We start from the raw sequence: 14,157 nt of genomic DNA on the forward strand, positions 1-14,157 counted from the left end.
TAATTATTTCTCCTTAACCCTCTTATATTATCGATACATTTTTCCTTGATATTTTAGCCATCCATCAATGTGTTTTCCGCGTGGATCATGATGCGTCCAGTGAATGACGCCACCTTTCTGGCTATATTCATATTCACCATAGAACTCAACGATATCTCCTTTTTTAAGCCCTTCAATTTTTGGCGCCAAATCGATATTGTGCGCAATGAGGACGGTTAAACCGTTATCCAGTTTAAGAATCATTTTCTGGTGTCTTGAGCCTTCATTGTCGTCAGGCAAAATGGCTTTCACCGTTCCTTGAGCCTGTACTTGAACATTACTGCGTTGCTGCTGATAAGCTTGCATGATCTTCTGTTGATCATCGACAGAAACCGTATTTCCTGTATTGGAAGTCTGAACGCCAGTACCCGTATTTTGTTTTTGCTTAAGATCCAGACCGAAATAAGCCGTGACTAACAAGACGATGGCAATAATGATCAGATTATTTTTTTGATTTTTCATATTTCCCTTTTATTTAAACTCAAGATAGCAAAATGCCAATCGAGGTGATTGGCATTTGGATCATACAATGTCTGGCTAGCTTAGAACAAACGATTCATCCCATTCAACGCCGCAACACGATAGGCTTCAGCCATGGTTGGATAGTTAAATGTGGTCTCAACAAAGTACTTCAAAGTATTGTTTGGACTATGCATCACGACCTGTCCAATGTGGATAATCTCTGCGGCATTGTTACCAAAGCAGTGAATACCCAATACTTCTAAAGTATCACGGTGGAATAGAATCTTTAATTCACCAACTGTATCGCCTGTAATCTGCGCACGCGCCAGATGACGGAAAGAGGCTTGTCCCACTTCGTATGGCACTTTCTCTTCTGTTAATTCTTGCTCAGTCTTACCGATCGATGAAATCTCTGGAATGGTATAAATACCCGTTGGAACGTCACGGATTGGCTTCACATTTTTCTCGCCCACCATGTTCGCACCTGCGCAACGACCTTGGTCATACGCCGCCGATGCCAATGACGGCCAGCCAATCACATCACCTGCCGCAAAAATATTTTCTGCTTCAGTCTGATATTGATCATTCACCATCAACTGACCACGGCCATTTGGTACTAAGCCCACATTTTCAAGACCTAAACCATCGGTATTGCCTGAACGGCCATTACACCACAAGATCGCATCTGCCTTGATCTTCTTGCCACTGAGCAAATGTAAAACCACGTGATCATCAAAAGTCTCTAAGCGGTCAATCTGTTCATTGTGACGGATCAACACACCTTGTTCGCGCAAGTGGTATGACAATGCATCGGCAATTTCATCATCCAGATAGCTTAAAAGCTTTTGCTGGGTATTGATCAAGTCAACCTTATGATCTAATCCAATGAAAATCGATGCATATTCACACCCGATCACACCTGCACCATAAATGATGATTTTCTGAATGGCATAATCAAGATCAAGAATCTTGTCTGAATCAAATACACGCGGATGATTGAAGTCTAAACCTTTTGGTTGATATGGACGGCTACCCGTTGCAATCACAATCTGCTTGCAAATAATGGTGTCTTTAATGCCATCCTGACCAAAAATCAGAACCGTATTCTTGTCTTGAATATAAGCACGTCCATGAAAGACTTCAATTTTATTGCGATCATAGAAACGTGTATGCGTGTCAACTTGCTGTTGAATCACTTTATGCGCATTACGTAATACCTGTTTCATGGTGAATTGTTTCCACTCACCGACTTTTTGAAACATTGGATCACGTTGATAACGAATGATACTTGAAACTGTTTGACGCAAAGCTTTACTTGGAATTGTTCCTACATGTGCGCAGTTACCGCCGAGTTGATCACGAACATCAACGATTGCAACTTTTTTACCTGCTTTTGCAAGCTTCATTGCCGCGCCTTCGCCAGCTGGGCCAGAACCGAGAATTACTGCATCATATTTAACAATATTCCCACCAACGACCTCTTTCTTACGTGGCATTCAAAGCTCCTTTGTCTCTTAACCGTTTTTGCTCTCTATATGATAACCAATATGCAGCGAGATGATGTATTTCACAACTATATATTTTTATATATTTACATTTTCAAAATGAATACCACTTTTCCTGCTTTAATGCAGTAAATTTGACTATAATATTCACATATCTCAAATCAAAGGCTGTAGGAAGTATATGTCTGAACACCGTAAACCTGAACAGGGTATAAAACTTCGTGGCGCGGAAAAAGTCGCAAGAATTCCTGTAAAAGTTATCCCTACGGTTGAAGTACCTCGCAAACCTGACTGGATTCGAGTCAAGATGACCGCTCCAGAAGAAGTTCAGCGTATCAAAACAACCTTGCGTTCACAAAAACTGCATACCGTATGTGAAGAAGCTGCTTGCCCTAACCTGCCTGAATGCTTCGGTGGTGGTACAGCAACCTTCATGATCATGGGCGATATCTGTACCCGTCGCTGTCCATTCTGTGATGTTGCACACGGTCGTCCAAATGCATTGGACCCTGATGAACCGCGTCACATGGCTGAAACCATTTCTAATCTGGGCTTAAAATATGCCGTGATTACTTCGGTTGACCGTGATGACCTTCTTGATGGTGGTGCTCAACATTTTGTTGACTGTATCAAAGAAGCGCGTGCATTAAGTCCAAAAACCTTATTGGAAATTCTGGTACCAGACTTCCGTGGTCGTATGGATATCGCCTTACGTATCATGACTGAATGTCCGCCAGATGTATTCAACCACAATATTGAAACTGTACCTCGTCTTTATAAAGCGATGCGTCCAGGTTCTGACTATCAGCACTCTTTAAACCTGTTAAAAATGTTTAAAGAATACTGCCCTGATGTGCCAACTAAATGTGGTTTGATGGTGGGTATCGGTGAAACTGAAGAAGAAGTAATTTCATTACTGGATGATCTTCGTGCACACGATGTGGATTACGTGACCATTGGTCAATATCTGCAACCGTCTAAACAACATGCACCAATCGACCGTTTTGTTACACCAGAAGAATTCGAGCGTTATGCCGAACATGGCCGTAAGCTCGGTTTCAGAAATATCTGGTCTGCGCCAATGGTTCGTTCAAGCTACTTTGCTGATCGTCAATATCATGGTGAACCAGTGCCTGCTGTACGCCGCAAGGCAGATCCTGCCAAGAAAATTGCAGTTCAAGCGATTGAAGCTTAAAGTTTCATAAGGCAATAAAAAAAACACCACGATTGTGGTGTTTTTTATTGCTCTAGCCCAAAGGCTTAAGCAATATGCTTTTGTACCACAATCGAGCCAACTGAATAGCCAGCACCGAAAGAAGAAATCACAGCGAATTCGCCATTATCTACCTGTTCACCAGTACGATGCATCGCAATAATGACACCCGCAGATGAAGTATTGGCAAACTCATCCAAGATGATCGGTGCACGCTCAAGATCAGCATCTTTACCAACAACTAATTTTAAAATCAGTTCATTCATGTTGGCATTGGCTTGATGCAACCAGAAACGCTTAATTTGTTCAGGGGTTAATTCAAGTTTCCCTAATTGTGCAGAAATGATTTTTGCAACAAGCGGACAAACTTCTTTAAATACTTTACGACCGTCTTGACGGAACAGTTTGTCATCTACAACCGCATCTTCACTGCGATTTAAGAAACCAAAGTTATTACGGATATTATTTGAGAATTGAGTAAACAAATGAATATCTAAAATTTCAAAACCTGATTTTGTTTCAGTTTCTTCAATAATTGACGCTGTCGCAACATCACCAAAAATAAAGTGGGCATCACGGGTACGATAATCCAAATGACCTGACGTGATTTCAACATTGAGCAATAACACACGGCGAGCGCCACATTTCACTGCGTCATAAGCTTGCTTCAAACCGAATGTTGCAGCAGAACATGCCACATTCATATCATAAGCATAACCCTGAATCCCAAGTGCAGACTGAATTTCAATCGCAACCGCAGGATAAGCACGTTGCATGTTTGAACACGCTAAAATCACCACATCGATGTCTTCAGCCGTTACGCCTGCATTTTCCATCGCCTGTTTTGCAGCAATCACGCCCCACTCCGCTTGAAGTGAAAGCTCATCATTGCTACGTTCCTGCAAACGCGGACGCAAGCGTGTTGGATCTAAAATACCTGATTTTTCGACTACATAGCGACGTTTAATCCCTGATGCTTTTTCAATAAATTCAGGGCTTGAACCACGTAAAGCCTCGATTTCGCCCGCTTCGATTTGAGCTGCGTTGTCTTGGTTATATTGTTCTACATAAGCATTTAAACTTTCAACCAACTCTTCATTGGAAATAGATTCGGTTGGGTGAAATAACCCAGTACCTGTTATACGGATGCCCATGTAAAACTCCTGTAAAGAATGCTTCTAACTTTCATATTTCTCAGTTTAACCGATTGCTAATCGATCCCATAGTTTTTGTAATCTAGTTGGTGAAATAGGCAGCTTTGTTTTCATCGGTTGAGAAAACAAGGAAATTCTGAGTTCTTCCAACATCAAATACAATTCTTTGATTTTAGGATCTTTTTTAAATTTAAATACTTTGTCCATCCATGGATCGACATCATCAATTGCAGCAAGATCACGTTGTAGATTATTTGGCAATCGGTCTAAACGCAATAGCAGTGCTTTCAAATAACGCGGGTATTCCTGCCAAATCTCGGGTGACTGACTATAAACAAAGTCTGCCAACGACATTAAATCAAGCTGATCTTCAATATCATCCACACTGCGACCAAAGATACTTTGATCAAGTACCAGCAATTCACGGCGAATTTGCTGCCATTGAGTAAATATTTCAGTTAAATCAGCTAATGTCTGTTGACCATTTGCTAAAAACTTCTTTTTAGTTTCAGTCAATAACTGTTGAAACTCATCGGCATTTTTTGGCAGTTCCTGAATCGAAACCTGCAAAGTTGCATAAACCAGCATTTGTTCCAGTTTTGCCCGCTCACCTAAAGGCGAATAAGCCAGAGCCAGCGGCTTGGAAATCTGCTTTTTCAATTGACGGATTAAATCCCCCAACTGCATATGCACCAGTCGAATCACCCCTTCACGATGTTGCTTGATCGCTTCATCCTGATCATTGAAGGTTTGAATCACCACACCTGACTCATCTTTCGCATCCAGCTCGGCAAACAGCTTGGTTGGCACCAACGCTTGATATTGCTTGACCACGACACCTGTGACCTTTTGCGAAGCTTCAAAAATAAAGTTATCAGGGAAGGTTTTGAATTCACCTTTTTGCTGTTTCACTGGGCGATGGGTTTCAACACGACAGCGTGCTTTTAGCTCATCCAGATCACGCCCTTGTGCAATCAATTTACCTTTTTCATCCAGCACCTTAATAAAAGGTACCAGATACTGGTCAATCCGTTCAAAAGAAAAATCTTTTTCCGTAATCTGCTCACCACGTAAAGCAAAAGCCAGATAACTAAACAGATGTTCACGTAAATGCGTTGCATCTACGCCCTTCATCAGTTTGCGCGCAGTATCAGGAATTGGCACCAGATTACGGCGCTTATCTTTAGGTAAAGCTTTCAGTAATGCTTCGATCAAGTCTTGACGCCAGCCTGGAATTCCCCATGACCATTGCTTTTCATCGACTTGCGGTAATGCCTGTACAGGAATCTTAACCGTTGCACCATCTTCATCATGGCTTGGGTCAAATCGATAACTGGCCGCCAAGCGCAATTGCCCATTATGCAAATAGTCAGGAAATTGTTGCGTGGTCGGACGATCATTCATCCATAACGCATCATCTTCGACAAATAGATAACGTGGCTGATCAGGTTCGACTGTTGCACGCCAATCTTCGAAACTACGGCGGCTGGCAATTTCCTCAGGCACTTTCGCCGCATAAAACTGATAAATGGTTTCTTCATCGACCACTAAATCACGACGGCGCAACTTATCTTCAACGCGCTCAACTTCCTCAAGTTTAAGGAGGTTGTGTTTTAAAAATGGCGGTGTAATTCCAAGATTACCGATAGTCAAAGCATCACGTAAAAAGATTTCATGTGCTGCAGGCTGATCCACCTTTTCAAAGTTGATCAAACGCTTCGGCTCAATGATTAAACCAAACAGAGAAATCTGTGCATAGGCATTCACAATACCCGCTTTCTTTGACCAATGCGGTTCAAAATAGTGGTACTTCAATAAATCACGCGCAGCTAATAAAATCCATTCAGGATCAATTTTTGCCAAAGTACGCAGATAGACCTGAGAGGTTTCAACCATCTCAAAGGCCATGACCCAAGCTGTATTGGTTTTATGCAAGGTACTGGCTGGGAACACTTTGGCTTTCTGCTGGCGTACTGCCATAAAGGTATTACGTTCATCGGTTTTATTGGCAATAAATGAAAGTAAACCAGTCAATAAAGCGCGGTGTAAATTTTCATAATTAGCGCCCTTTTCATTAAAACTCAGTTTTAATCCTTCTGCCAGCTCGACCAGTTGCTGATGGGTCTGTTTCCATTCACGCAAACGCAACCAGCTTAAGAAATGCTGACGTGCAAATTGACGGCGCTTATTTTCTGTCTGCGTATCCGGGCTGGTTTGTATCGTATTCCAAAGCTTTAAATAGAATAAAAAGTCCGAATCCGCTTCTTTGAATAACGCATGCTTCTGATCGGCCTGCATTTGCTTATCGGCAGGACGTTCACGCGGATCTTGAATCGCCAAGGCACTGACAATAATCAGGGTTTCTTTGAGTACGCCAAAATGAGCCCCACCGATAATCATACGAGCTAAACGCGGATCAATCGGCATACGTGCCATCATCTGACCGACTTTGGTCAAATCATTCTTGCGCTCACTCAGTGCACCCAATTCGATCAGCAGTTTACGACCATCATTAACCAGACGAAAATCAGGTGGTTCGATAAAATCAAAATCTTCAAGACTACCTAAACCAAGGCTTTGCATTTGCAAAATCACAGAGGCCAAGTTGGTTCGTTTAATTTCTGGCTCGGTAAACTCAGGACGGCTTAAAAAGTCTTCTTCACTATATAAGCGAATACACACACCCGCCGCAATACGACCACAACGACCTTTACGCTGGTTGGCAGCAGCCTGTGAAATCGCCTCAATTGGAAGACGTTGAACCCGCGAACGATAGTTATAACGCGAAATACGTGCAAAACCGCTATCAATCACATAGCGAATATTGGGAACTGTCAGTGCTGTTTCAGCCACGTTGGTTGCAATAATGATACGGCGACCTTTACCGCTTGGACTGAAAATCTTTTGCTGCTCAGCCAGTGCCAAACGTGCATATAAAGGCAATACTTCGGTATGACGAGGGCCATACTTCTGTAAGGTTTCCTGTAACTCACGAATTTCCTGTTCCGTACTGGCGAAAACCAGAATATCGGCATGCTCAGGATGGCCTTTACTTTCCGCATCAGCAAAACATTCTTCGACAGCTTGTACCACGGCACGCGGTAAATTTTCTTCGAAGTCATCAAACTCATCATCGTCACTGCCAACAATGCTCAGTTCTGAAATCGGACGATAACGCACTTCAACAGGAAAACTACGACCTTCGACTTCAAAAATCGGCGCGTCATAGAAATATTGGCTAAATCGATTCACATCTAACGTTGCTGAAGTGACGATTACTTTTAAATCAGGGCGCTTCGGTAAAAGCTGCTTGAGATAGCCCATGATAAAGTCAATATTGAGTGAGCGCTCATGTGCCTCATCAATAATGATGGTGTCGTACTTTGATAAGAACCGATCATTGGTCAGCTCAGCCAACAAGATACCATCGGTCATCAAACGCACAATCGAGTCTTGTGAGCCTTGCTCGTTAAAACGGATTTTAAAACCGATGGATTCACCGAGTTTTTCACCGACCTCTTCAGCAATACGCTGCGAAACACTACGCGCTGCCAAACGTCGTGGCTGGGTGTGGCCAATCATACCCGTAAGACCACGTCCTGCCAGCATGGCAATTTGTGGAAGCTGTGTGGTTTTACCCGAACCCGTTTCACCCGCCACAATAATGACCTGATGTTTTTGAATCGCTTCAATCAAACGATCTGCATACTGGGTAACAGGTAAATCCTGATTGAGTTTAATCGTGGGGAGGCGTGCAAGGCGTTGCTTGACCTTGTGGTTAGACTGTTCAAACAGTTTTTCGATGTCTGCTGGTTGTGTTTTTTTATCTTTGCGCAGTCGATTTAAACGGTGACGGTCACGTGCCATAACCAATTGATCTACATTTAAATGACTCTGCACTGAACAGCTTTCCTGAAAAATAAACTAATCGGCTATTTTACGCCTTAAAGCCTTGCTATGCAAAGAAACTACATCAATCTCCTGCTGATCTTGATACAGCCCCCTCCATTCAGCTTAGGGTTTCGGTGACTGGTCGAAGCGTTTCCGAAAGCGTTTGACATATTTTTTAAACGGCCAAGTGAACTGTTTCACAAAACTATTCGGGATTTTATAGCCCACTGTCCCATAAACACTTGCCAGATGATTCGGCATATACACACTTTTAAACAGCACATCATAAAATGGGATAAATGCTGCATAATTCTTGTCAATCGCAGGTTTTTCAGATGAATGATGCCAATGATGAAACTCAGGTGTAGCAATCAACCAGCGTAAATACGGGAAACGGAAACGTACATTGGAATGAATAAAAATCGCGTGAAATGAAATAAAAATTAAATAAGCAAATACCGCAGACGTATGGAAACCTAATAAAAATATCGGCAACGTTGCAATAAAGCGGGTCATCAATACTTCAACCACATGCAGGCGTGAAGAAGCCAGCCAGTCCATATATTCCGTAGAATGATGAATGGCATGGAAACGCCACAAGAAATTGACCTCATGCATGGCACGATGTAGCCAGTACACCACGAAATCCACCACAATCAGCAATTCAATAAATTGCAACCAGATTGGCTGAGCCTGCACATAAGGTACGATCGGGTTATTCGGCAAATGAGTAATCCAGTACTGGATCGGCATCACGGTTAAAAAGCTAAATAGTTGAATGCCGATATGACTGAACATGAAATATTTCATATCCGTCACCCACCCGACTCTCAGGATTTTCTGTTCGGGATTTTTGGCAAAAAAACCTTCCAGAGGAATAAAAATCAGCGCCAGAATCACCAGCGTGAGGACAAAATAATCAATTCCTGCATAAAAAGGCACGCTGGGTAACATCGGTGCCTTAATCACACCACAACCTAAAACAGCAGCGACCAGAGCAAAACATAAACCATAAAAGCCATAGCGGTTCTGACGAATAATGGAACTAAACGCGCCAAAACCGACACTCAGAATAATGCCGCCCATGAGGCTAAAATAAAATACATCATAATTTTTTGCATAAAATGGTCGTAACTCAGGTGTGGTCATCACCGAAGGAAATAGAAAACACAATGCACCAAATAGGCAAAGTAGGCCTAAAGACAGGGAAATAAACGCACTAATTTTTCCCAAGCCCGCATTGAGTTCCAAATTTTCAAATTTAGCTCTTAATTGATCAGTCATTGTCGGTATAAATTTCACTCTGGATGCCAGCACATCATGCTGATGCATATCACATTATAATTTTTCTCAAATAGATACTATTTAGTATTTCAAAGAGTTACAGCTCATTTTAGACAAACACTTATTGAACCACAAGATCAATCTATGACCAGCCTCCTGTCTTGGCAGGTATTCCTATTCTTAACTCAACAACAAGAACATAAATACATAACATCTTGTGCAGTTTCATCCCTTTCGTGTCTATATCCTTCATTCTTTAAAGCATCCGTAAATATTGGAGAAAGTTTAAGCGTATATCTTGGTTTTTTATATATTTTTAGATTTTTTCAATTTTACCCTTGAATTTTAACAGCGTAGACTTCATGTTGTTATGCACATTAGTTTTCAGATGTTTTGTCATGTTTGCTTCATTTTTATGTCGTCAAATAGAGCAGAAATCTTTGGGTGAAAGTCGTTTTGATTGAGTTATTCAATTTTCCGATTTTAGTCATGTAAAAATACTATTTCCCCAATAACTAAAAATTATTTATTCTAGACCTCGTAAACAAGTAAGGCGTTAGCCTCTCAATAAAACCTCAATCATGGAGACAATGATGAGCTTAATTAATACTGAAGTTAAACCATTTAAAGCAACTGCGTACCACAACGGTCAATTTGTTGACGTATCTGAAGCAGATCTTAAAGGCAAATGGTCTGTTGTATTCTTCTACCCAGCTGACTTTACTTTCGTATGTCCAACTGAGTTAGGCGACCTTGCTGACAACTATGCTGAATTCCAAAAATTAGGCGTTGAAATCTATGGCGTGTCTACTGACACTCACTTCACGCACAAAGCTTGGCACGACACTTCAGACGTTATTGGTAAAATCCAATACCCATTGATCGGCGATCCAACTTGGACGCTTTCTAAAAACTTCGACGTATTAATCGAAGCTGCTGGTCTTGCTGACCGTGGTACTTTCGTAATCGATCCAGAAGGCAAAATCCAAATCGTTGAAATCAACGCTGGTGGTATCGGCCGTGACGCATCTGAACTTCTTCGTAAAGTAAAAGCTGCTCAATACGTTCACGCTCACCCAGGTGAAGTTTGCCCAGCTAAATGGAAAGAAGGCGAAGCTACGCTTGCTCCATCTATCGACTTAGTTGGTAAAATCTAATTATTTAGATTAGACCCAATGGTCAGAAACCACCCTTTTTAGGGTGGTTTCTTTTTGTCTGCCTTCTTTAAAAATACTCTCTTACTCCCGCCTAAATTTTATAGCTAATTTTTTACAATTCTTATACTTATAAGTTTATAGCCAGCTTCATTTATCAATTGTCAGACGGTTGGAGTTAGAGTACTGTCAAATCATGGAACACCAGAGTTGTTAAATATGTACTAAAAGATCAAATCAATGTGGGGACGAATATATGGAAAAATCTGTTGTTGTAACCTCTTGGAAATATGATGTTTCTTCACGCTATTTAAAAATCTTTTATAGCAATGGCTCAGGCGAGCTTTACCATCCCGTTCCAGAGTTTATTTACAATAACTTGCTTCGCACCAATGATAAAACGGCCTTTGTGCATAAATATCTTGAATTTGATCTGCATTTTAAACGACTCTGTATTTCAGCTTAAAGCATAGAAAAAATCAGCCCTTATGGGCTGATCTGTTATTTAACGCTAGCTGATTTAAGCAATATCTTGCTGCTCAGTATATTTTTCTAACATCTTTTGCTTGGCCTCGGGATAGACATTGATTCTGTCCAGATTGCCTTGATAGTGCTGTACCACACGATCATCCATAATTTTTGACCACCATGATGGAATAAATGCGGGCAAAATCATTGCACCATACCCTGCGGGTAACTGAGGCGCATCTTCAAAGTGGCGTAAGGTCTGAAAGCTTCGGGTCGGATTAGCGTGATGATCGGAGTGGCGTTGTAACTGGTATAAGAACAAATTGGTCACCACATTATTATTGTTCCAGCTATGCTCAGGCAAAGTCCTTTCGTATTGACCGTTGGCCTTTTTCTCACGCTTCAAACCATAGTGTTCAATATAATTTACCGACTCAAACAAGGTAATCGCATAAGCCGCTTGCGTCAGTTGAAAAGGCACAGAACGCAGACCAAATTTACTCAGCATCGCCGCATGGTACACAGCCGACATTGCCCAACCATGAATCAACTCATTTTCCTTACAGAAAAAAGGCAATTTCTTACGCTCTAAGCGGTTCTTTTCAATCTCGATCGCCGATTTAAAGCTGCCAATCACAGTACGTGGTAAAAATTTCCAGAAGCTTTCGCCAAATTGTGACGATGCAGGATCTTCAGGTGTCGCAACACGACGATGATGTCCATAAGGATGTTCGATTCGGAAATGGTTATAGCCCGATGGCGCTAAAGCCAAATGCGAAAGATAGTGTTCCAGACGCCCTGTTTTATGGCTCAATTCATGTGCAGTATTAATCGCAATGCCGTTGACCATGCCCACCAAGGTTCCCAATAACACCTGATCTGCGACTGGGGTATCTTTACGACTAGCAAGATAAGCCCCATAAAGATTTGCAGCATATTGCAGTGGAATATACAGTTTCACAATTCGTGCGTAATAAGGATCAGCCTCAAGACCTGCAATTGCCTCTACGGGTGGGTTTTCCGTATCTTCACCAATCAATTTATCCAGCGTTGGAATCACGCCATGTAAAAATAACGGGCCAAATGAAGCAAAGAATTTTTTAGTTTTTTTCGGGCCAAACTGGTAACCCGCCAAACCACTCATGGCAATCGCTGGAACAGCCAAACCCAATAACCACAAATGACGTTTTTTATCTTTAAATGTTGTCGTTGCTTGCGCTACATCAAGCTGTGTATGCATATTCATTAGAATTCCCTCAATCAAACACATCTGTTTTGCTTGAATTGATTGTGTCCTTTTGCAGCAACCCTATATTATCATTTTAAGACTTGATATTATCATTTTAAGACTTTACTGAGTTTTTATTATGCAAAAGCAGCAGATCCCTGTTATTCCATCACGTTATTATTCACGACTGATTGAAATATTGATCGCGACTCATCAATACAACAATGACGTGTTGATCGCTTTGCAGCAACAACTGGCAACAACAGAACTGTTATCCATTCAACAGATTGAACAATTTATTGAAATTGGTTTAAGTCTACCCAATACCCAAGATCTGGCCTTTGAACTGGGTAAAAATCTTAAACTCAGCTCGCATAGTCTGGTGGGTTATGCGCTGATGACTAGTCCGAATCTGGAGCATGCACTCAAATTAATTGCTCAGTATTTTAGATTGATTATGCCAAGTTTTAAGCTCAGCATTCAGGTGCCAGCACATCAACAAAAGGTTGAACTGTTATTTGAACCGATCTTGCAAATGAATAAACAATGTTTGGCCTTTCATATCGAAGCCATTGCGGTAGCCTTTTATTACAGTCTGCTCGAGTTGGCTGGTCAGCAGTTGCAGCGTTATCAAATTTATCTGAGTATCCCTGAACCGAGTTACCAAGAACGTTATCTCTCTTTAATCAAAGCCAATTTTCACTTTAACTATACTTGGTTCTCAGGAATCCGTGTCGTTATTGACCAGCAACAACTTGCACTGCCTTTGCCTTTGGCAGACGCACATAGTTTAAAAGTAGTTGAACAACGCTGTCAGGAACAAATCCAGAAGATTTATCATCAAGGTGAAATTGTGGAATGGGTCAGTATGATGCTCAGACAAGCCAATCAAGTCCCCACCTTAACTGAATGTGCCAAAGTCTTAAATATTTCTACAAAAACGCTGCAACGCTATTTACAGCAGCAAAGTGTTGAATTTCATGCATTAAAACAGCAGATCAGCACTGAACGTGCCATTGATTTGTTAGAGAATTCTAGCTTTACCATTACAGCGATTGCTTACGAACTGGGTTATTCCAACCCTGCCAATTTTACCCGTGCCTTTAACAAAGTGATGGGTTGTAGTCCACAAGCGTATCGCTTAAACCATCAAGATAAAATCAATTCACTTCAAGATCACCATACATAAGCCCGCACCTATCGGCAAAGTTGTACTCATGTAATGTTCATCATTCTTGATCAAGTCCAGAAAAGTTTTTACTTCGGCAGCATGAGAAATTACGTTATCAATAATCAAGGTACTACCCGCGTTTTGTAATAAACGCTTTAAATCAGCCCAGTAATTCACGTAATGAATACGCTCTGCATCCAGTAAAATAAAATCAAAGGGTTCACTGGCTTGCGCCAGAAAATCCGCGGCATCTCCCACCCAGAAATCAATTTGCTGTTCTAACTCAAATTCTTCTGCATATTTTTTCGCTTGAACACTGCGTAAAGGATCAATTTCTACAGTTTGAATCTTGCCATCTACCGCTTGGGCAGCCTCAGCCAACCATAAGGTTGAATAACCAGTAGAAGTGCCGATTTCCAGAATACGTTTTGATTGCTGGCAACGAATCAACATTGCCAATAATTTTGCCGACTCAGCTTCAATATTCCGATAGCGACTCAGACGATCAGACTGTTGAGCATCATGTTGCTTGAACTGATCATATAAATCAGAAATACGTTGTAAGAATACACTACTGGTCATCTCTGA

The 14,157-nt window shown here is 41.4% G+C and carries 11 protein-coding genes; 4 read left to right on the forward strand and 7 right to left on the reverse strand.

All coding sequences use genetic code 11. The annotated features are described in order from the left end of the window. Positions 1-27: 27 nt before the first annotated feature. Both PJ15_RS03770 and sthA read right to left on the reverse strand, forming a co-directional pair. Complete coding sequence (locus tag PJ15_RS03770) at positions 28-501, reverse strand: DUF3465 domain-containing protein (protein WP_047428128.1); 474 nt, start codon at positions 499-501, stop codon at positions 28-30. 80 nt (positions 502-581) lie between these two features. Beyond that, positions 582-1,997: a Si-specific NAD(P)(+) transhydrogenase gene (gene sthA / locus PJ15_RS03775; protein ID WP_004772670.1), complete on the reverse strand. Its 1,416-nt coding sequence runs from the start codon at positions 1,995-1,997 to the stop codon at positions 582-584. A 190-nt stretch (positions 1,998-2,187) separates the two neighbouring features. Between sthA and lipA the strand changes: the two genes are divergently transcribed. Continuing rightward, the gene (gene lipA, locus PJ15_RS03780) at positions 2,188-3,201 is read left to right on the forward strand and encodes a lipoyl synthase (protein ID WP_004772671.1); all 1,014 of its coding nucleotides are present in this window, start codon (positions 2,188-2,190) and stop codon (positions 3,199-3,201) included. Positions 3,202-3,266: 65 nt separating this feature from the next. On the opposite strand, the gene PJ15_RS03785 is transcribed toward lipA, so the two are convergent. The 3 genes from PJ15_RS03785 to PJ15_RS03795 all read right to left on the reverse strand — a co-directional run bounded on the left by PJ15_RS03785 (position 3,267) and on the right by PJ15_RS03795 (position 9,548). Then, the gene (locus tag PJ15_RS03785; RefSeq protein ID WP_047428131.1) at positions 3,267-4,373 is read right to left on the reverse strand and encodes a beta-ketoacyl-ACP synthase III; all 1,107 of its coding nucleotides are present in this window, start codon (positions 4,371-4,373) and stop codon (positions 3,267-3,269) included. 45 nt (positions 4,374-4,418) lie between these two features. Next, a complete protein-coding gene (hrpA, locus tag PJ15_RS03790) occupies positions 4,419-8,273 on the reverse strand; it encodes an ATP-dependent RNA helicase HrpA (RefSeq protein WP_047428134.1) in 3,855 nt (1,284 codons plus the stop codon). Between the two features lie 114 nt (positions 8,274-8,387). Next, complete coding sequence (locus PJ15_RS03795) at positions 8,388-9,548, reverse strand: sterol desaturase family protein (protein WP_047429152.1); 1,161 nt, start codon at positions 9,546-9,548, stop codon at positions 8,388-8,390. Positions 9,549-10,141: 593 nt separating this feature from the next. Here PJ15_RS03795 and ahpC point away from each other — a divergent pair. Together ahpC and PJ15_RS03805 are read left to right on the forward strand one after the other, a co-directional pair. Then, positions 10,142-10,705 (forward strand): alkyl hydroperoxide reductase subunit C, encoded by a 564-nt coding sequence (gene ahpC, locus PJ15_RS03800; RefSeq protein ID WP_004772679.1) that lies wholly within the window; start codon positions 10,142-10,144, stop codon positions 10,703-10,705. Between the two features lie 253 nt (positions 10,706-10,958). Continuing rightward, positions 10,959-11,168: a KTSC domain-containing protein gene (locus PJ15_RS03805; RefSeq protein ID WP_003652651.1), complete on the forward strand. Its 210-nt coding sequence runs from the start codon at positions 10,959-10,961 to the stop codon at positions 11,166-11,168. Between the two features lie 54 nt (positions 11,169-11,222). Here PJ15_RS03805 and PJ15_RS03810 read toward each other — a convergent pair whose 3' ends face one another. Next, entirely contained in the window at positions 11,223-12,416 is a 1,194-nt protein-coding gene (locus tag PJ15_RS03810) for an alkane 1-monooxygenase (RefSeq protein WP_047428141.1), read from the reverse strand. A gap of 121 nt (positions 12,417-12,537) precedes the next feature. Between PJ15_RS03810 and PJ15_RS03815 the strand changes: the two genes are divergently transcribed. Beyond that, positions 12,538-13,587 carry a helix-turn-helix domain-containing protein gene (locus PJ15_RS03815; RefSeq protein WP_047428146.1) on the forward strand — a complete coding sequence of 350 codons (1,050 nt, stop codon included), beginning with the start codon at positions 12,538-12,540 and terminating at the stop codon, positions 13,585-13,587. On the opposite strand, the gene PJ15_RS03820 is transcribed toward PJ15_RS03815, so the two are convergent. Beyond that, a complete protein-coding gene (locus tag PJ15_RS03820) occupies positions 13,564-14,151 on the reverse strand; it encodes an O-methyltransferase (RefSeq protein ID WP_047428148.1) in 588 nt (195 codons plus the stop codon). The two genes, PJ15_RS03815 and PJ15_RS03820, sit on opposite strands and share 24 nt — an antisense overlap. Positions 14,152-14,157 lie beyond the last annotated feature (6 nt).

It is taken from the genome of Acinetobacter sp. neg1 (assembly GCF_000788125.1).
In the GTDB taxonomy this organism is placed as follows: domain Bacteria; phylum Pseudomonadota; class Gammaproteobacteria; order Pseudomonadales; family Moraxellaceae; genus Acinetobacter; species Acinetobacter vivianii.

Coding starts and splice junctions, on each gene's coding strand:
- sthA (WP_004772670.1), bottom strand. CDS start 1,997: ATGCCACGTAAGAAAGAGGTCGTTGGTGGGAATATTGTTAAATATGAT.
- PJ15_RS03815 (WP_047428146.1), top strand. CDS start 12,538: ATGCAAAAGCAGCAGATCCCTGTTATTCCATCACGTTATTATTCACGA.
- ahpC (WP_004772679.1), top strand. CDS start 10,142: ATGAGCTTAATTAATACTGAAGTTAAACCATTTAAAGCAACTGCGTAC.
- PJ15_RS03810 (WP_047428141.1), bottom strand. CDS start 12,416: ATGAATATGCATACACAGCTTGATGTAGCGCAAGCAACGACAACATTT.
- PJ15_RS03795 (WP_047429152.1), bottom strand. CDS start 9,548: ATGACTGATCAATTAAGAGCTAAATTTGAAAATTTGGAACTCAATGCG.
- lipA (WP_004772671.1), top strand. CDS start 2,188: ATGTCTGAACACCGTAAACCTGAACAGGGTATAAAACTTCGTGGCGCG.
- PJ15_RS03820 (WP_047428148.1), bottom strand. CDS start 14,151: ATGACCAGTAGTGTATTCTTACAACGTATTTCTGATTTATATGATCAG.
- PJ15_RS03785 (WP_047428131.1), bottom strand. CDS start 4,373: ATGGGCATCCGTATAACAGGTACTGGGTTATTTCACCCAACCGAATCT.
- PJ15_RS03805 (WP_003652651.1), top strand. CDS start 10,959: ATGGAAAAATCTGTTGTTGTAACCTCTTGGAAATATGATGTTTCTTCA.
- PJ15_RS03770 (WP_047428128.1), bottom strand. CDS start 501: ATGAAAAATCAAAAAAATAATCTGATCATTATTGCCATCGTCTTGTTA.